General features: G+C 60.9%; 11 protein-coding genes. All 11 read right to left on the bottom strand.

Features of this window, described 5'->3' with window-relative positions; all coding sequences use genetic code 11:
* Positions 1 to 552: 552 nt before the first annotated feature.
* The 11 genes from J4E63_RS00620 to J4E63_RS00570 all read right to left on the bottom strand — a co-directional run bounded on the left by J4E63_RS00620 (position 553) and on the right by J4E63_RS00570 (position 18934).
* Positions 553 to 1827, bottom strand: a complete 1275-nt coding sequence (locus J4E63_RS00620; protein WP_207280669.1) for a glycoside hydrolase family 68 protein — start codon at positions 1825 to 1827, stop codon at positions 553 to 555.
* 457 nt (positions 1828 to 2284) lie between these two features.
* Positions 2285 to 3289, bottom strand: coding sequence for a hypothetical protein (locus tag J4E63_RS00615; RefSeq protein ID WP_207280667.1), 1005 nt, complete (start codon positions 3287 to 3289; stop codon positions 2285 to 2287).
* 226 nt (positions 3290 to 3515) lie between these two features.
* Complete coding sequence (locus J4E63_RS00610; protein ID WP_207280665.1) at positions 3516 to 4928, bottom strand: aldehyde dehydrogenase family protein; 1413 nt, start codon at positions 4926 to 4928, stop codon at positions 3516 to 3518.
* On the bottom strand, positions 4925 to 5983 hold the full coding sequence (locus J4E63_RS00605) for a homoserine dehydrogenase (RefSeq protein WP_207280663.1): 1059 nt from the start codon (positions 5981 to 5983) through the stop codon (positions 4925 to 4927). The genes J4E63_RS00610 and J4E63_RS00605 overlap by 4 nt, the downstream gene beginning before the upstream one ends.
* A 1761-nt stretch (positions 5984 to 7744) precedes the next feature.
* Entirely contained in the window at positions 7745 to 8182 is a 438-nt protein-coding gene (locus J4E63_RS00600) for an Lrp/AsnC family transcriptional regulator (protein ID WP_053125728.1), read from the bottom strand.
* A gap of 11 nt (positions 8183 to 8193) precedes the next feature.
* Positions 8194 to 9558, bottom strand: coding sequence for a threonine synthase (thrC, locus tag J4E63_RS00595; protein WP_207280661.1), 1365 nt, complete (start codon positions 9556 to 9558; stop codon positions 8194 to 8196).
* Positions 9559 to 9588: 30 nt separating this feature from the next.
* Positions 9589 to 10473 carry a LysR substrate-binding domain-containing protein gene (locus J4E63_RS00590; protein WP_060740447.1) on the bottom strand — a complete coding sequence of 295 codons (885 nt, stop codon included), beginning with the start codon at positions 10471 to 10473 and terminating at the stop codon, positions 9589 to 9591.
* Positions 10474 to 10532: 59 nt separating this feature from the next.
* Positions 10533 to 11963 carry an amino acid permease gene (locus tag J4E63_RS00585; RefSeq protein ID WP_060740446.1) on the bottom strand — a complete coding sequence of 477 codons (1431 nt, stop codon included), beginning with the start codon at positions 11961 to 11963 and terminating at the stop codon, positions 10533 to 10535.
* 135 nt (positions 11964 to 12098) lie between these two features.
* Entirely contained in the window at positions 12099 to 13352 is a 1254-nt protein-coding gene (locus J4E63_RS00580; RefSeq protein ID WP_072410372.1) for a cystathionine gamma-synthase family protein, read from the bottom strand.
* A 341-nt stretch (positions 13353 to 13693) separates the two neighbouring features.
* Positions 13694 to 14095 (bottom strand): hypothetical protein, encoded by a 402-nt coding sequence (locus J4E63_RS00575; RefSeq protein ID WP_081015364.1) that lies wholly within the window; start codon positions 14093 to 14095, stop codon positions 13694 to 13696.
* A 3-nt stretch (positions 14096 to 14098) separates the two neighbouring features.
* Positions 14099 to 18934, bottom strand: coding sequence for an RHS repeat-associated core domain-containing protein (locus tag J4E63_RS00570; RefSeq protein WP_207280660.1), 4836 nt, complete (start codon positions 18932 to 18934; stop codon positions 14099 to 14101).
* Between the last annotated feature and the right edge of the window lie 437 nt (positions 18935 to 19371).

Genomic DNA, 19371 nt, shown 5'->3' with positions numbered 1-19371 from the left:
AAACGAAGGGGCGGCAGCTGTGCGCAGGTTAGTCGACCGGTGAACCTAAGAATCCCGGCGCGCCCGGAGGCGCCCTGCGCACAGCCACCATCAATACAGGAACAGCAAAGCCTGTCCGACGGGGACCTGGTACGCCTTAGGTTGAGACGGGCGACTAAACCCGATCACTGATGAGCAGTGACAGGTCCAAGTTACCGACGTGACCCAAGACGCACAAGCCGGCGGATTCTGGCGTAGTTGTAGGTAATGGCGCAAGGCGATGTCGGTCTTGGCTAGTCTCGTGGAGTCACGATAAACAGCTGGCTGGAATGTTGCGGATGCACCGCTATCGCGAGCAAGCTCGCTCCCACAGAAGCGCTTGTGTACATACGTCGCAGGGAAATGCATTCGCGACTGGCTGCATCCTTGCAGCCAGCCGCGAGCGGGTTACGACTCGTTGTTCAATGGGGCTTGCGAGCAACGTCGCAATGAATCAGGCGGGATATCTCGATCATATCCACAACGGTTTTGTCATCGACCTCAAACCCGCTGCCTGAACCCCCTGTATTGCTATTACTTAAGCGTAACGTCGAGCATCGGCGGGATGTACCCGTAGTCGTACTCGGCCACCACGAACGTCTGCTGCCCTTTTATTTTCAAGCCCACCGTTGGTGCCTCGGTGCCACCCACACGAATCTGCGTGCCGGTTGCGTCGGTCGGTACGCTGTCGATAAAGGAGGTCACCAGGCCGTTTGGCATCACGTAGTGCGAGTAGGTCTGGAATGGCTGGGAGGATGGGTTGCCCAGTACCAGGCCGGAACCGTTGAGCGGCACGTAGGGGCCGAACAGCGAGTCCGCGACAAAACCGTACACGCCGTCCGGCCCGGTCACACCGTCGGCGTAGGTGAAGGTGTGGCTGATCGTGAACAGGTAGTACTTGCCATCCTGGAACACGAAGTGCGGGCGTTCGGTCTGGTCGTTGACGCCCACGGCGGTCAGCAGGGGCGGCAACATTTCCCAGTCGTCGCCGTCCGCGTCGCGGGCCACGGCGATGCCAACGCAGGCGGTCTGGAAGCGCGAGTTGCCGACATCTTCATAACCCGGTGGCACGTCGCCGATTTCGGCCTCGCCCACTTTGTGCGAGCCGCGCTCACCGGCCACGTTACCCTCGAACAGCATGTACAGCTTGCCGTCGTTCGGGTCGCGGAATGGCCATGGGTCGCGGAAACCCCAGAAGGCGTTTTGGGCTTCGGTCTGGTACATCTTGCCGTCGGCCTCGAACAGCGGCTTGACCTTCTCGAAGCCGACCATGCTGACACCATGTTCAGTGGTCACGACCCGACCGCGCACCTTGACGATGGTCGCGCCTGGGGTGACGGCGGTGTAATACAGGTCCACTTCACCTCGGTCGTTCAACAGGATCGGGGTGCCGGCCCATTCGCGAGCGGTCGGCGAAACGCCTTCGGCCATCACGCGGCCACCGAATTCCCAGTTCTTGCCGGTGCGAGAAAACCAGTAGTACATCTTTGCTCGACCGTGACGATCGTTCCAATCGCGGAGGATGTCGTAGTTACCGTCCTCGTCGAGGTACTGGGGGTCGTTTGGATGACGATCGGCCGTCAGGGTGAAGATCACCGACCAGCCATCGACGGACGTCACGTTACCGTCCAGGTCGCGCAGGGGCATGGTGTCCCAGATGAACACGTCGTTGCTCAATACCGGGAAATCCGCGCGGACCAGCGGCTGAGTGGTGGTGGGATCGTCCGCCCGGACTTTCAACGCATCAGCGCGGGTCCACAGGCTGGGTTGATGGGGGGTTACACCGAATTTTTCAGTGTTGGTTTTCATAAGGTAATACCTCGTCCATGAATGGATTCAAATAAATGACGCTTGAGAAATACTGGATGCACATACAGTGAAATCACCTTATAGAGACGCACCCCTGTGGGTCAAGGAAAAATGCATTTGTGCATATTTTGGTTTTTTCTTGGAGCTGATACGTTTCAGCTTTGAACGTTTGCAGAAGTTAATTTGGGGAGAGATCGACGACGTTGCCTGCACACTCGGTGCTTTGAACGCTACTTGGTGGGGGAGCCACACGGGGGTTTAGATTTGTCGCCATCGGCGGCATGAAGGGAAACGGGACGTGGTGGGCTGCTTGCGCAGTGGTGGGTCTGCGGTATTGATGTTGACTGGTGCATCGCTATCGCGAGCAAGCTCGCTCCCACAGGGGGTGTGAAATGCCTGTTATGGCGGATCTGGATTTCACATCCGCCGCAGCTCTTTCGGCGAGGTCAGGCTCGGTCTAGGCAATCGCGCAAACAAAACTCCTGGCGCGACCGGCTTCAACACCCAACAAGCCTATTTCGGTTTCATCGATGGCTCGGAGCTGAACCAAGTCCCTGCCTTCACGCCGATAGACTGAACTGCCGCCTGAATCAGCGTGAACCACATATCCTCCATGCTTTACGCCCACACGAGCCTTGGCGAGAGCAATGCTGGCCGAGACCAGGATATGGAAATCCAGGACGTTGTTCTTATGCAAAACCGTCGCGCCAATGAAATGCTCTGCGCATATTTCCAGAGCGATTTGCAGGTCACGGACAGCAGGGGTTTCTCGATAACTGCCCGGCATGAATATCTTATCGGCCCAGAACTGCGCCCCAGCCAGTTCTTCCAGCCCATCATTTCCGATATTGGGATAGCGTTTATGCTGATAGAAGACGTTTCCATCCCAAATGATGAAGCCGGTATTTCTGACTATTCCGTCCCTGGCTTCCGCCCCTCTTGATTCGATTTTCGCGATCTCCTCCTTCGTAGTCTTTGCATGATGGCCATAGATCCCTTTATTCATGCGGTCATGCTGTGGGATTTCGCCCACAACCGCTTCCATTTCCCGACTGTATTTTGGCTTATTGATATTTCTGGTTTGCCCCCACGATTTCAATTTTCCGGTCTCCCTTTTCAGCATCCTGGAATCCGGGCGCATCATTGACTTGAACCACAGCGTCGTGCCTGGGACCAGTATCAACCTTGGGTTTCTCTTTGAGATATCCACCAACGTTGCCCGGATGATTTCTTTTTCTTCCTCCGAAAGAAACGTGACAGGCATGTCCTTGGAGAAGAAATATTCGGGCGCGACGACCAGACAATAATCCAGTCGATGTTGATCGACATTTTTGGCGAAGGCAGTTTTCGCCATGTCCTCCAGGGCCACGATTCTGTGGTGTATGGCGACAAGGCTATTATCAACAGGGATTCGTAATAGGCGTGTATTGAAGTCCCAGACCACCACCAGTACGTTCGGCATCCTTCCTCCCGCCTGGCTGCTGAGCGGTGCCGCAAGCCGGGTTGGCCGCATTCGTATGAGAAGGCACTTGGCGCATTTTCCAGGAAAATTCAGCTTAGATGAGCCAGGACGATTTGGCCGACAGGCCCCTGAAAAATATTTGTGAAGCGCAAGACTCGAAGCTCTTTGGGATGCCGCAAAAAATCGGGCAGGTGACCAACCTGCCCGATGCCAACGACCGGCCCCATCAACCCAACGTATTCAGGCACACCACCTTCGGCTGGGTCATTTCCTCGTACGCAAATCGCACCCCTTCCCTGCCCAGACTGCCGTACTTGGAGCCCCCAAACGGCATCGCATCAAACCGGAAGTCCGACGAGTCATTGATCATCACGCCCCCCGCCTCGATTCGCCGAGCAGCGCTCATCGCGGTGCTGAGGTCGTTGGTAAAAATCCCAGCGTGAAGGGCGTATTCAGGTTCGTTAGCCAACGCAATGGCTTCATCGAACGTCTCGAACGGCTGCAACACCACCACCGGCGCGAAGACCTCGTTACGCCAGAGTCGGCTGGCATGGTCGACGTTTTCCAACACGGTCGCGGCGTAGCAGGCGCCTTGGCGGCGGTGGCCGCAGAGTAAGGTGGCGCCTTGTTGCAGGGCTTCGTTGACCACGTGTTCGGCGTTTTGCGCGGCTTGGTGGGTGATCATCGGGCCGATGTCGGTGTTGGCGAGCAGCGGGTTGCCAACCACCAGGGCTTGGGCCTGGCTGACGAAGCGCTCGCGGAAGGCGGCGTAGATCGGTGCGTGGATGAGCAGGCGTTGGGTGCCGATGCAGTTTTGCCCGGCGGCCCAGAAGGCGCCGGAGATGCAGCTATCGACGGCGGCGTCGAGGTTGCAGTCGGCCATGACGATGACCGGGGCGTTGCCGCCGAGGTCCATGGCGAGTTTTTTCAGGCCGGCTGTGCGGGCGATTTGTTCGCCGGTGACGAAGCCGCCGGTGAAGGAGATCATGCGTACGTCGCGGGCGGCGACCAGAGCTTTGCCGAGTTCGGCGCCGCCAGTGGCGACGGTGACCACGGTTTCGGGCAGGCCGGCGGCGACCAGGTAAGAGACCAGTTTGAGGGCTGACAACGGTGCCAGTTCGGACGGTTTGAGAATCACGGCGTTACCGCCGGCGATGGCGGGGCCGAGTTTGTGGGCCACCAGGTTCAGCGGGTCGTTGTAGGGGGTGATGGCGACGATCAGGCCCAGGGGATCGCGGGTGAACCAGCCTTGGCGCGATTCGGCGCCTTCGTAGGCGTCGAACGGCACGATTTCGCCGGCGTTGCGCTTGGCTTCTTCGGCGGAGAGCTTGAGGGTGTTGACGCAGCGTTTGACTTCTTTTTCCGCCTGTTTGAGGGTCTTGCCGGCTTCGTCGACGATCAGCCGGGCGAAGGCTTTGGCGTCGCGTTCGATGTTCAGTGCAGCGTGTTCGAGAATGCTTGCGCGGCGATGACGCGGCAGTGCGGCGCAGGCTTTGACGCCGTTGCGGCCGGTCTCGAGCAGTTGTGGGACTTCTGAGGCTTTGAGGTCCGCGACGGTGCCGACGAGGCTGCCGTCAAAGGGGTTGAGGACTTCGATGTGCGGTTCGACGACCGCCAGGGCCAGGCGCGATACGTTCACAGGTTGTGCTCCTGTTTGCCAGTTGCCGATTGGTGGATGTGGATGATGTCCGACAGCAGCGCGAAGGCGGTTTCGGTGCGGCCTGCGCCGGGGCCCGAGACGGTCACGGCGCCAAGCAGTTCGCTGGTGAACGACACGGCGTTGGTGGCGCCGCTGACGCTGGCCAGTGGGTGGTCGTTGCTCAGCAGGCGCGGTTCGACGCGGGCGCTGATGGAGCCGTCGGCCTGGCGCGTGGCGGCGCCGATGAGTTTCCAGCGGGCACCGTCGTGGCGGGCTTTTTCGATGTCGGCGAGGCTGAGGGCGGAGATGCCGCGGCAGGTGACGTCGTTGACGGTGAGCTTGGCGTCCAGCAGTTCGTTGGCGAGGATGACGACTTTGAGGCGCACGTCATGGCCTTCGACATCCGCCGTTGGGTCGGCTTCGGCGTAGCCCAGTTCTTGGGCCTTTTTGACTGCTTCGGCAAATCCCGATCCGCCTTCCATGCAGGTGAGGACGAAGTTGGAGGTGCCGTTGAGGATGCCTTCGAAACCGGTGATCGAGCTGCCAGCCAGGGATTGTTTGGCGAGGCGAATGACGGGGGTGCCGCTCATGACCGAACCTTCGTATTCGAAGGCGACGTTGTTGCGCTGGGCCAGGGCTTTGAGTTCGGCGCCGTGCAGGGCGATGGGGCCTTTGTTGGTGGTGACCACGTGCTTGCCGCGCTCCAGGGCCCAGCGGCAGAACGAGGTGGCGGGCTCGCCGTCCACCGGGTTGGTGAAGGTGGCTTCGGCGATGATGTCGGCGCCGCAGTCCTTGATCACGGCTTCGTTGAGGGCGTCGACGGTGCCGCCGGGGAGTTGGGCCATGGCGCCTTGGGTGGCTGGCAGTCTGGCCAGTGACGCGGCGTCGAGGCCGTGGCGGTCCATCACCGAACCGAGGAACAGGTCGGTGACGCCGACGATTTTCAGGGTGAAGCCGAGGTCGGTCTTCCAGCTTTCGTTACGCTCGGCAATCAGCTGAGCCAATGCCCGGTTCACACCGCCGAAGCCGACCAGCGCCAGTTTGTATTCAGTCATTTTTGTTATGTCCTTGATCCGGGGGTGGGTTGTTGGGATCTAGGTTAGGGGGGTGGGGTGGGCAGTGAAATATGCCAATTTGCTCTATTTTTTGGGCGTTTTGACCAGGGGGTGGGCAAAGCGGTAAGCCTGCTTGTTCCACTGGCCGAACACATTCCCCTGTGGGAGCGAGCTTGCTCGCGATGGGGCCAGGTCAGGTACATCAGTGGTGGCTGGTGTACCGCTATCGCGAGCAAGCTCGCTCCCACAGGTTTTCTCGGTGCCTGGTCCATTGGTGTCAGGAAACTCACCTGTTTGGCTGACCCACCGCCGGCCGCTCTTGTGGCGAGGGAGCTTGCTCCCGCTGGGCTGCGCAGCGGCCCCTGGAATTGGCCTGCGCGGTGGGCCTGGTGGATTTTGGCCAACCTGGTTGGGGCTGCTTCGCAGCCCAGCGGGAGCAAGCTCCCTCGCCACGGTAGTGGTTGGGCACATTCCCCTGTGGGAGCGAGCTTGCTCGCGATGGGGCCAGGTCAGGTACATCGATGGCGGCTGGTGTACCGCTATCGCGAGCAAGCTCGCTCCCACAGGTTTTCTCGGTGCCTGGTCCATTGGTGTCAGGAAATTCACCTGCTTGGCTGACCCACTGCCGGCCGCTCTTGTGGCGAGGGAGCTTGCTCCCGCTGGGCTGCGCAGCGGCCCCTGAAATTGGCCTGCGCGGTGGGCCTGGTGGATTGTGGCCAACCTGGTTGGGGCTGCTTCGCAGCCCAGCGGGAGCAAGCTCCCTCGCCACATGTTTTGTGGTGGCCGAGCACATTCCCCTGTGGGAGCGAGCTTGCTCGCGATGGGGCCAGGTCAGGTACATCAGTGGTGGCTGGTGTACCGCTATCGCGAGCAAGCTCGCTCCCACAGGTTTTCTCGGTGCCTGGTCCATTGGTGTCAGGAAATTCACCTGTTTGGCTGACCCACCGCCGGCCGCTCTTGTGGCGAGGGAGCTTGCTCCCGCTGGGCTGCGCAGCGGCCCCTGGAATTGGCCTGCGCGGTGGGCCTGGTGGATTTTGGCCAACCTGGTTGGGGCTGCTTCGCAGCCCAGCGGGAGCAAGCTCCCTCGCCACGGTAGTGGTTGGGCACATTCCCCTGTGGGAGCGAGCTTGCTCGCGATGGGGTCAGGTCAGGCAATATCGATGGCGGCTGGTGTACCGCTATCGCGAGCAAGCTCGCTCCCACAGGTTTTCTCGGTGCCTGGTCCATTGGTTTCAGGAAACTCACCTGCTTGGCTGACACACCGCCGACCGCTCTTGTGGCGAGGGAGCTTGCTCCCGCTGGGCTGCGCAGCGGCCCCTGGAATTGGCCTGCGCGGTGGGTCTGGTGGATTGTGGTCAGCCTGGTTGGGGCTGCTTCGCAGCCCAGCGGGAGCAAGCTCCCTCGCCACATGTTTTGTGGTGGCCGAGCACATTCCCCTGTGGGAGCGAGCTTGCTCGCGATGGGGCCAGGTCAGGCAATATCGATGGCGGCTGGTGTACCGCTATCGCGAGCAAGCTCGCTCCCACAGGTTTGCTCGGTGCCTGGTCCATTGGTGTCAGGAAATTCACCTGCTTGGCTGACCCACTGCCGACCGCTCTTGTGGCGAGGGAGCTTGCTCCCGCCGGGCTGCGCAGCGGCCCCCTGGAATTGGCCTGCGCGGTGGGTCAGGTGGATTGTGGTCAGCCTGGTTGGGGCTGCTTCGCAGCCCAGCGGGAGCAAGCTCCCTCGCCACGGGGTTGTGGTGGCTGGGCGTCTGCGGCATTAGACCACCGACGACAACACAAACGACGTCACGGTGTTCTCTACCCCGGGCAGCGCGGAGATTTCTTTCCACACTTTATGCACCCGCTCCGGGTTCGCCGCGCCCACCCGCAGCATCAAGTCAAACTCGCCACTCATCACATCGCACTGCAGCACTTCCGGCATGGCCTGCAACGCTTGCAACACCTCGGCGCCGCGCATGCGGTCGTAGCGGTAGACGAAGATCACGGCGTTGATGTTCGACGACGCTTGCGCGCCCTCCCCGGTGCGCACCGTGTAGCCCTGGATCGCGCCGTCGCGTTCGAGGCGTTCGATGCGTTGGCGTACGGCGTTGCGCGAGAGGTTGACCTTGGCCGCCAGCTCGGCGTGGGCCGCGCGGGCGTTAAGGCGCAGTTCGGCGATGATGCGTTCGTCGAGGGGATCGAGGATTCGCTTCATGGGGCCTCCGGTTATAGGGCGCCGAGCAGTTGATGGAGGGCACCGAGGTCGTCCGGCTGGATGCGATGAATCTGCGCCGGGCCATGTTCGGAAACTGGACGCTGTTGCGCCGCAATGCTGATCCCCAACTCACCGAGCAACTGCGCCGATTTGGCCGGTGAGATCTCGCTCAAGGTCACCATCGGCGCCACCAGGCTGCGGCGGTACAAGCGCGCCGCGAGCACGCCGGTGGCGGTGTGGGGGTCGATGACGTAGCCGGTGTCGCGATGCAGCGAGGTGATTTCCTCCAGCGTCTGTTCATCACTCACCGCGTACGAGTCGATGATCATCCGCGCCTGTAGCCAGAACTCGTTGGCGATGGTCATTTCGCCACGGGTTTCGAAGGTGTGCATCAGCGCGCTCACCGCTTGATCATCGTGCCCATAGAGCTCCCAGAGAAACCGTTCCAAGTTGGAAAAGATCGACAAATCCATGGCCGGCGACAGGGTCTTGCTGGCGCGCAATCGCGAGTAGTGGTTCTTCAAAAAGAACTGATGCAGCGCGTCATTCTGGTTGGTGGCGACGATCATCTGTGTGATCGGCAAACCCATCTTCTGCGCGATGTAGCCGGCATAGACCTCGGCAAAACTCGCCGCCGGCACGCTGAAGCCAATGGGTCGCTGGCCGCCGCCCAACTGCAGCACCGCGTGGAAATAAAACACCAACTGCGCCATGACGCTGACCCAGTTGCTGGAATTGAAACTGATCGCCTCGTGCTGTCGGAACAGTTGAGTGACCAAGGTCTGGCACTCATCGAAACTGCCATCGACGGCCACTTGATGAACCCGCGGATGCGCCGTCGCTTGCAGGTCTTGAAGCTGGTCTTGCGGCACACCGGCCTCGGGATAAATCACCACCACATCGGTCTCATCGCAGTGCTTGAAGGCTTCGATGGCGGCCAGCCCGGTGTCGCCGTTGGTGACGCCGATCACCACGGCGCGACGCCCGCGTTTGCGCAAAAAGTACTGCACCAGTCGCGCCTGCAATTGCGCGGCAAAGTCCTTCGAGGAACGGGTCGGCCCATGGAACAATTCCAGGACCCACTCGTTGCGATCCACCTGATGCAACGGCGCCAAAGAACGATGGCTGAACTGGCTGCCGGCTTCCTTGAGCACCCGCTTGAAATCGGCCTCGGGGATCGCTTCGCCCACGAACGGACGCATCACTCGATAGGCCAGTTCGTCGTAGGCCAATGTGGACCAGTTAGCGATGTCCTGGGGTTCGAACTGCGGCAGCTCGACAGGGACGAACAGGCCGCCATCCTCCGCGATGGCCGACAGCACAACTTTTTCGAAATCGACCTGCACGGCGGAATTTCGGGTACTCACATAGCGCATGGCCAACTCCGGATATTCACTTGAAACGGCTCACTTGAAACGATGCGCCTGCTCCACCAGCCAGGTGGAAAACCGCGCCGCGTCGGGGTGTTGCTCGGCCCCGGAACTGCGCACCAGGTAAAACGATTCGCTGGCTTCGATGCGCTGGGCGAAGGGTTCGACCAGGCGCCCGTCGTCCAGCAACTCACTGACCATCGACGACCGCGCCAGGGCGATGCCCTGTCCCAGTTCGGCCATGCGTAACGTGCAGACCAGTGTGTCGAATTGCATGCCGGTCGAGGAGTCGACGCTGTCGACACCGACCATTTTCAGCCAGTACCCCCAGCCTTCTTCGTAGCCCAGCACGTGCAACAACGAATGCTTCGCCACGTCCGCCGGCACCTTCAGCGTCGCCATCAAGGCCGGCGAGCACACCGGGAACAAGGTGTCCCAGGTCAGGCGCTGGGACACCAGGCCGGGCCATTGCCCGTGGCCCCAGCGGATTTCCATGTCGTCTTCGCCGTCCAGTTCCTTGACCCAGATGTTGCTGATATAGCGGATGTCGACGTGGGGGTGAGCCTGGCGAAAGTCCACCAGTTTCGGCGCCAGCCAGTGCACGAAAAACGCCAGGCTGCCACGCACCTTGATCGGCCGGCGCTTGTGCTGGCCAAAGATTTCGTTGGTGCCCACTGCCAGTCGCGTGATCGCGTCCTGCACCACCGGCAGGTACGCCTGGCCTTCCTCGGTCAGGCCCAGCCCCCGGGGCAAGCGCTTGAACAGCGCCACCCCCAGATGGCTTTCCAATTGGCGGATCTGCTGGCTGACCGCGCCCTGGGTCAAAAACAATTCGTCGGCGGCGTGGGTGAAGTTCAGGCAGCGGGCCGACACTTCGAATGCCCGCAGCCAATTCAATGGGGGCAACGTTTTTTGCTTCATGATCTGGACCTCGTTGACCCCCACGCACCGGGCACGTTTGCCCGCCCCGTCGACGCGGCTTAGAACGCGTCGGACGGTTGTGCCACGAGGGCAACCGACAAGCGTCGCTCGCGGCTTTTGCGGGTAATGTAATACACGAAGTAACACCAGGCGATGAACGGCAAGCCGAAGTACAGCGCCACCCGCTGTTCAGGGTCGAAGGCGATCCCGACACACGCCAGGCTGCAGCACACCAGCGCCCCCAGCGGCACCCACGGATAACCGCGAACGCGGAACTTGAGGTCGCGAATATCGCCGCCGTTGGCCACATAGTGACGACGGAAAGCGATCTGGCTCGCGGCGATGCTCATCCACACCACCACCACGGCCAGGCCGGAAATCGACACCAGTGCCAGGTAGATGGTGTCGGCGGCGAACACGCTGCTGAGCAACGAAGCGGCGCCGCCGGCCATGCTGACGATGATCGCGTTGAGCGGCGTGCCCATGCGGGTCAGGGCCGAGAATTGCTTGGGCAGGTGGCCCTGGTCGCTGAGGGTCCAGAGCATCCGCGAGGCGGCGTACAACCCGGAATTGGCCGCCGACAACAGGGCGCTGATGATCACGAAGTTCATGATGTCGGCGGAGTACGGAATGCCGATGTAGGTGAACACCGTGACGAACGGGCTCTCCACCAGGCCGGCTTGCTCGCGGGGCAGCAAAGTCGCCAGGACAAAAATGGTCCCGACGAAAAACACCGCCAGGCGCAGCACGGTGGTGCGGATGGCGCGCGGTACATTGCGTTGCGGGTCCTTGGTTTCGCCGGCGGCGATGCCGATCAATTCAGTGCCGGAGAACGCGAAGGACACCGCCAGTAGCGTCATCGCAATCGGCATGAAACCGGTAGGAAAAAGTCCTTCGCGGGTGAAGTTGCTCAAGCCGATGCTATGGGCCTGGTCGATGTTCAACAGGCCGAGAATCGCGCCACCGCCGATCAGCAGGAACACCACCACGGTCAGTACTTTGATCAACGACAACCAGAACTCGGTCTCGGCGAACAAACGCACCGAGACCACGTTGGTGAGGAACACCACGCCGGCGAACAGCGCGCTCCAGATCCACACCGGCGTGTCGGGAAACCATCGCGACATCAGGATACCGGCAGCGGTGAACTCGGAACCGATGGCCACCGTCCACGTCAGCCAATACAACCAGGCCACGGTGTAGCCGGTGCCGGGCCCGAGGAAACGCGTGGCGTAGGTGCTGAACGAACCGGTTTCGGGCATCTGCACCGCCAGTTCTCCCAGGCACATCATCACCATGTAGACCATCAGCGCACCGATGATGTAGGCGATCACCGCGCCCATGGGGCCGGCCTGGTTGACGGTGTAGCCGGACGTGAGGAACAGCCCGGTACCAATGACGCCGCCTAGTGCCAACATGACGATATGGCGCGTCTGCATTTCCTGCTTGAAGCCGGTCCGCGTATTAGTTTGTTGTTCTGTTATGGACATGGTTGTTTCTCATGAAATGTCAGGGCGCGCCTCTACCTCTGCGCGAGTAAGACAAGCGCCACTGAGCTTTTATTATTATTCCTATTCATGAACGCCCCGCTGACAGCCTTGTCGCGGAGTATCAACATTCACACTTCAGGTCACTGTCTCGGTGAGGACTTCATTGAGTTGCGGATCAAGTGTTTTTTTGACAAAGGCGAAGGCCTGTTTGAGGTCATCCAATAAATCGTCCGTGTCTTCGATACCCACCGAAACCCGCACCAGGCCTTCGGAGATGCCCAGGGCTTGGCGCTCTTCCAAGGTGTTCTCGACATGGCTGGTGGTGCGGGCCGGACCGTAGATGGTTTCCACCGCGCCCAGGTTGCCCGCGCAATGGGCGAAGCGCAGGCGTGGCAGGAGCAGCTTGACGGTGTCCATGCCACCGGCCAGGACAAAACTGACGATGGCGCCGAAGCCAGACATTTGCGCGCAGGCCACGGCGTGGTTCGGGTGGCTGGGCAGGCCGGGGTAATTCACCGACTCCACCAGGGGTTCGGTGCAGAGGAATTCGGCCAGGGCCCGGGCGCTGTGTTGTTGCTGGCGCATGCGCAGCGCCAGGGTCTTCATGCCACGGATGATCAGGTAGGCCGAGAACGGGTCGAGGCTCGCGCCGTTGATTTCCCGGTAATGACGCACCTTGGCCATCAAGGCTTCGCGGCCGCACACCAGGCCACCGAGCACGTCGCCATGGCCGCTGAGGAACTTGGTGGCGCTGTGAATCACCACGTCCACCCCCAAGGCCAACGGGCTCTGGTTCAGTGGCGTAGCAAAGGTGTTATCCGCCACCACCACCGCGCCGACACGCTTGGCCGCCGCCACCAGGCGCGGGATGTCGAGGATCTTCAGGGTTGGGTTGGTGGGAGTTTCCAGGTACAGCACCTGGCAGCCCTTGGCGATTTCACGCTCGATGTCGTCGTGATCGAAGGTCTCGCACAGGGTCACCGCCACGCCGGTACGCGGCAGGAACTCTTCGAAGATCTTGTTGGTGCCGCCGTAACTGTCCTTGGTCGATACCACGCGATCGCCATGGGCCAGGAAGGTGTAGAGCACGCTGCTGATCGCCGCCATGCCGCTGCTGAAGGCCACGGCGGACTCGGCCATTTCCAACTCGCGAATCTTGGCTTCGAGGGTCTCGACGGTGGGGTTGCTCATGCGGCTGTAGATAAAACCGGGGGCCTTGCCCAAGGCGACGTCGTACCAGACGTCGATGTCGTCGTAGCCGTACGCGGCGCTGGCCACGATGGGGGTTTGCGTGGCGTTGTAGGGGTGCCTGACTTGCTCCCCACCCCAGACCGCCCGCGTTCCCGCGCCGGCGTTATCAAGCCCTGTGCTGTCAGGTTTATTGTTCATTGAGGCTACTCACACTGAGGGGGTGGACGTTGAGCCATCCACCGGATCTGAGGGCCAATATAGGGAAAAGCCGCGAGGCCGAGAAACGATGTTATCGGTGCCAAAGGGGTGGTTTTTTTAATGGCTGCAGGCGAATAGCGACCGGCGAATCACCGATGAACCTGTGGGAGCGAGCTTGCTCGCGATGACGGTGGGTCAGTTGCCATTGAGGGTGACTGATACTCCGCTATCGCGAGCAAGCTCGCTCCCACATTGGGATTTCATTGACTTTTGACTGTGCAGTGGACCGCGAGTTATATCGCTAAAATCGATCAAAATATCTTGCTCCACACATCCATACTCTATTCATCCACATCCTTTATAGAATCCAACCAGAGAAAGAAATAATCTTTTTGTAGCTGAGGATCACTCACTATATCTTGGTCTTCATAATCGAATATATTAACAAGATCCGCTCTCGATGCACGCTTACCTAAGACATGTTCATAAGCAGCTATTCCTGAAGACATTTGCGAGGACATACTAGAAGGTCGCACACTAAGTTTAGCTCCCTTGCATAAAAATTTTGAATCAGAATGCTCTTGGATAATTTTGCCAAGGCACTCGTATACATCCACTCCGGAGTATTTTTTTGACCAGCCGTTTTTGAAGGTCAGCAGGACGGTTGATTTACTGGCATTAACATCAAGTACCACCTCTTCTCTTCGACCGTTTGTAATAACTGGGATAACTTGCTTAGTCATTTTTTATTTCCTTTGAGGATTGGGTATAGAATACCCAACATAGGAACCATCTTTATTCAGGGGAGTGGCTCCGAGAATATCTTCAGCTTTTACTCGATCAGGAATGGCAATCTCGCGCTCATAACTATATGGAACATCGTTGCGAGGCAGCTCCTTGTTCACATCACGCCCAGGAATTTTCTTTAGGACATACAGATATCCTTTCCGTGTATTATATTTTGTTCCGAAATAGGTCCCAATATCAACATCCGTAGTTGTACTGACAAAATTACTGGGCGGGTCTCTGTTATCCCAAACATGAAGCAATAAATCAGTGCTTTTCCCCAAGCTCATAAAGCCTTCTTTAAAAATGACTTCTGGCTTCCTCAAGTCTCCACGATAAAGATATGTAGGTTTAGGAGGGGATTTCACCCCCTCATCCACCCCAACCTTCGCCGCCGGATCCTGCCCCCCAACCGCCGGCCGACACCCACCCTTCCCCGGACAATCCACCAACCCCAACGGATCCACCCACCCCGTCGGGTTCACCGTGTACCGATACCCATTGAGCCCACCCGCCAACTTGCTCGGATCAGGCGTCAAATAACGGCCGGTCTCGGGATTGTAGTAGCGGTGCCGGTTGTAGTGCAGGCCGCTTTCCGGGTCGAAGTATTGGCCCTGGAAGCGCAGCGGTTGTTCCAGCTGTTCGCCGCCGTGGGTGAGTTCGGTGAGTTTGCCGTAGCCGTTGTAGCGCGCCGACCAGACGATCTGGCCGGCGGGGTTGGTCAGTTCCTGGGGGGTGCCCAGGTGGTCGAGGTGGTAGTAGAACGGGCGGGCGTCGGGGCCTTCGCCGTCGAGCAGGGCCAGTGGGCGGAAGGTGCCCGGTTCGTAGACGTAGCTGCGGTGGTGGCGCGGGCTGTTTTCGGCGACGACCTGGTCGCCCTGCCAGAAAAATTCCGTGGTCAGGCCGTCCACGGTCTTGCTGATGCGTCGGCCGAAGGCGTCGTAGCGGTAGGACGTTTCGCGGCCGTCGGCCGTGGTGACGCCGATCAGGCGGTGTTGGCTGTCGTAGCGGTAGGCGCTGACCAGGGCCTGGCCGCGGCGTTCGCGGATCAGGTTGCCGAAGGCATCGTAGTCGTAGTGGCGGTCGCCCTCCCTCAGCAGGCGGTTGCCCTTGAGGGTGGTCGGGCCGGGGCGGTCCTGCATCAGCAGGTTGCCGGCCGGGTCGTGGCTGAAGTGTTCCGGCGGTTCGCTGTGGGAAAAGTCGATGCGGGTCAGGCGATCCAGCGGGTCGTACTGGTAGCGGCGGCGGTTTCGCTGGTCGGAAAGGCTCTGGAGGTTGCCCCGGGGGCTGTAGGCATAGTCGCGCCAGAACAATTGCTGCTGGGGGTTCTGCCACACGGTCTGGGCCTTGAGGCGGCCCTGTTCGTCGTACGTGTAATCACTGAGCAGCTGGCCCTGCCGGCGTTGCCGTTCGCGGCCGCCGTCAACGCGGTGTTCGGTCAGGCGCGCGCCGTTGAGGTCGATGGCGGTCAGCGCGCCACCGGGGGCGTGGTGGTAGTCGAGTTGGCTGTCGTCCGGCAGGCGCAGGTGGTTGAGGCGCCCGCCGGCATCGTAGCGATAACGCAGGGTGCCCCAGCCCTGGTGTTCCGTGACCAGCCGATCCTGGGCGTCGTATTCGAAGGCCAGCGGATGATCGCTGCCGTCGTCGACGTGGACCAGCCGGCCCAGTTCGTCGTAGCGATATTCGATGGCCTGGCCGTCGGGCAAGGTCTTGATCCGCAGCCGCCCGGCCGCGTCACGCTGGTACCGGGTGACCCGTTGCGAACCGTCCTCGCCGTGCTCGGTTTTCTCCAGCAAGTGGCCGTTGAGGTCGTAGGCGTAGGCGGTGCGTTGGCCGTCGAAGCCGATTTGCTGTCGGATCAAGCCGTTGGGCGTGTAGTCCAGCTGATATCGTTCGCCGGATTCGTTTTCGATCTCGGTCAGCAACAGCCGCGCCGAGTCGTAGCGGTACTTCAGCTCGCTGCCGTCAGGGTTCAGGCGGCGGCTGACCAGGTGCAGGTCGTCGGCGTATTCGTAGCGGGTGGTTCGGCCCTGCTCGTCGCGCTCGGCGATGACCTTGCCGTAGGCGTTGTAGCTCCAGGCCCGGGTGGCGCCGGTGGGCAGGGTGACTTGCAGCAGGCGGCCGACGGCGTCCCATTGGTAGTGCGTCAGGGCGCCGTGTTCGTCCCGGCGACTGAGCAAACGCCCCAGGGCGTCGTAGGCAAAACACCGCCGACCGCCGTCGGGCAGGAGCTCTTCGGTCAGTTGGCCCAGGCGACTCCAGGTGAAACGATGCTCACCACCGTCCGGGTCATACCTGGCCAGCAGTTGCCCATGGGCGTCGTAGGCATATTCCGTGCGCTGGCCGTCGGGATCGATGCTCGCGATCACATCGCCCCGGGCATTGCGGCGGTAGGTCCACATGGCCTTGCCACGGGACCGGGTGTGCAGGAAGCCGTTGCGGTACTCGTAGGAAGTCGGCGCTTCGTCCGGCGGAATCAGCGCCACCAGCCGTCCGACGTCGTCGTAGCGGTATTCGCTGACCGCCCCCAGCGGGTCCTGTTCAGCGATCAGCCGGCCCTGTTCGTCGTAGGCCTTGAGGTGCTCGCCGCCGTCGGGCTCGACCTTGCGCACCAACCGCGCCCGGTCGTCGTGGACATACACTTCCTGGCTGCCATCCAGGTGCCGGACCGTGACACGGCCGTCCTCGCCCCAGGTGTAGCGGCTGTCCATCTGCGCGAAGGAGGCCCAATGCCGTACACAGCGGGACGCCGGCCCGACGCCTTGCCATTCCCAGTAGAAACTCGCCCCGCCGGCCAGTTGCCGCTGGAGGATGACGTGCTGGTCGTCGTAGTCGTAGCGTTCGCTTTCACCGGCGGCATTGGTCGCTTCGATCAGTCGGAAACGTCCGTCGTAGCGGTAGGACACCAGCGTCTGCTCGGTCCGCCAGGCTTCGTCGAGGGTGAGGGCCGAATGGAAGCTCTGGTAGTCGACGGCGACCAGGTGGCGCTGTTCGTAACGCAGGTGCAGGGAGCGCCCGGCGCCGTTGTCCAGGCGGCTGATGTCGCCGTGGATGTTGCGCTGGACGGTCAGGCGGTTGTCGTAGCGGTCGCTGAGGGCGATCAGGTGGCCGTCGCGAAAGTGCAGGAACGGAGCGTTTTCCCCGGGCTGGGCGATGATCAGTTCGTCCGGCTCGGCCCCCAGGTAGATCGCCGCCCGGGCCAGGCTGTTGTGGATCGCCGGACGCTGGGCGGTGGGCAACGGAAAGATCGTGCGGCGGTTTTCCTGGTCGACCCAGGTGATCTGCTCGCCCTTGAGCTCCAGGCGATGGGCCAGGGCATGGCTCCAGCCGCGCCCGAGGCCGACATCCAGGGCGACGGCGCTGGTGCGGTACAGCCGGGTGAAGACGAACGGCAAGCGCCCGTCGAGGGTGCCGTCGTCCAGGGTCAGCAGTTCTTCGCCGGTGACCATCGACACCGGGCAGCCACTGGTCTGGGTCTGGGCCGCGGTGTCGGCGCTGTCGCCGTTGGGGTTTTTCGATTGGGCCGGGGCGTCGTCGTGGGGTTCGTGTTCGCTCAGGCGGGTAGACGGCTGGGATTTTTCCCGCGCCACGGCGGCCGGATTGCTCACAGACAATGGCGCAGAGTGTTCCGGGGTGATGTGCAAGGGTCCGACAGGCGTCGGTTTTAAAGGTGCGCGTTGGCTGACCACCAACGGTTTGAGCACATCGGCATGTTGATTGAGCCGGTCGGGGGTGAGTTGGCCCAGTCTCAGGCTCGATGCCAGCAACCATTCCCGGGCCCGCTCCGAGCGGACCCGGCCCAATACGTTACCGCTCATGCGCAGACCCAGGCCCAGTCCCCCGGTCAAACGCATCAGCAGGAAATTGATCAGTACCGAGGCGCGCAGTTCTCCGACGACTTCGGCCATGTACTGAGGCGGCAACATCCGCAGCCAACTGGTGAACGCGGCCACGTGAACGAAGAGCAACGGCTCGTCGCTCAACACCATCAACCCTTTGGCAATTACCTCGGAGGATGCCTTCAGTAGCTGTTCAAGCTCGGCTTGAGTCAGGTACTCCAACAGTTTTTCGCTGTTGGCCTGCAGATCGGCCAGCAGCCCGAAAACCTGCTTAACGTCGTCCCAGAGTTGATGCAGGGCGTTTTTGAAACCGCGCCAATCAGCCTGCTGCAACACGTCGTAGCGTTGAAGAAACCCGGCGTCGGAAAATTCCGCCCACAGTGGTTGAAACTGCTCCCACTCCGCTTTCAGCCAGCCCTCAAGTTCGTCGATCACGCCTTGGTAAGACGCATACAACGCCTTGACGTGATCGGCCGTGACATGGGGAAAAAAGGTGATGCGATAACGCTGGCCTCGCCAACACTCAGGCACTTCCAGGATGCCGCTGGGGCCGATCACGTGATGGATCGGCTCGCCGAAAATTTCCTTCCCCGGCGTGCCATCGATGACCGGCTCCAGCATCACCGGCGTGTCGCCAATCGGCACGAAACGCGCCGCCTGGAACATGTGCACCAGCGTCAGTGGCCCTTCCGCCGGGCAAGCCACCACGGCGGCACTGACGGGTTTGTCCAGGTTCTTCGGCGCCGCCAGGGACACCTCGTTGCCGACCTTGAACACTTGCTCAAGATCCAGCGCCCAGCCGGCCCAAAAGCTTTCAGCCCAGGCGTCGTAGTCGTTCAGGCAGTTTCGAAAGTCCTGGAAAACCGCTTCGACATCCGGCTGCTCGGGGTCCATGGCCGCCATCACCAGCGAACCAATGACGTTGCCCTGGGCAAGGATTTTGTCGTAGTCAGGCATGCAGGCAGCTCGCGACGTAGGATTGGGCGCGAGACTTTGCCTGCGATGGCGAGGGAAATAAGTCAGGGAAAGAGGGGATGGATGTAGGGCGATTCGCTAAATTCAAACGCTTGGCGTGCGAACCCCGCTGATGACTATAGATGCCACGACATGAGCATGCAGATGGCCAGCAGGCTGAAGATCTTTTTGTTTGATGTACCGCCATCGCGAGCAAGCTCGCTCCCACAGGGGGATTGTGGTGGGGGCGGGAATGCGTGAGCTGCTGTTCTCACAGGCGCTGGTTAACTTAAGGTTGTATGAACCATTGTGGCGAGGGAACTTGCTCCCGCTCGGCTGCGCAGCAGTCGTAAACCTGCCCGGCCACCGCGTTGAATGGCTTTGGGGCTGCTGCGCAACCCAGCGGGAGCAAGCTCCCTCGCCACGGGTCTGTGTTTTTT

Origin of the sequence: Pseudomonas sp. FW300-N2F2 (assembly GCF_017351655.1) — a bacterium.
GTDB classification, from domain to species: domain Bacteria; phylum Pseudomonadota; class Gammaproteobacteria; order Pseudomonadales; family Pseudomonadaceae; genus Aquipseudomonas; species Aquipseudomonas fluorescens_AA.
Note: the sequence above shows the minus strand (reverse complement) of the source record. Positions and strands in the feature narration are given on the sequence as shown.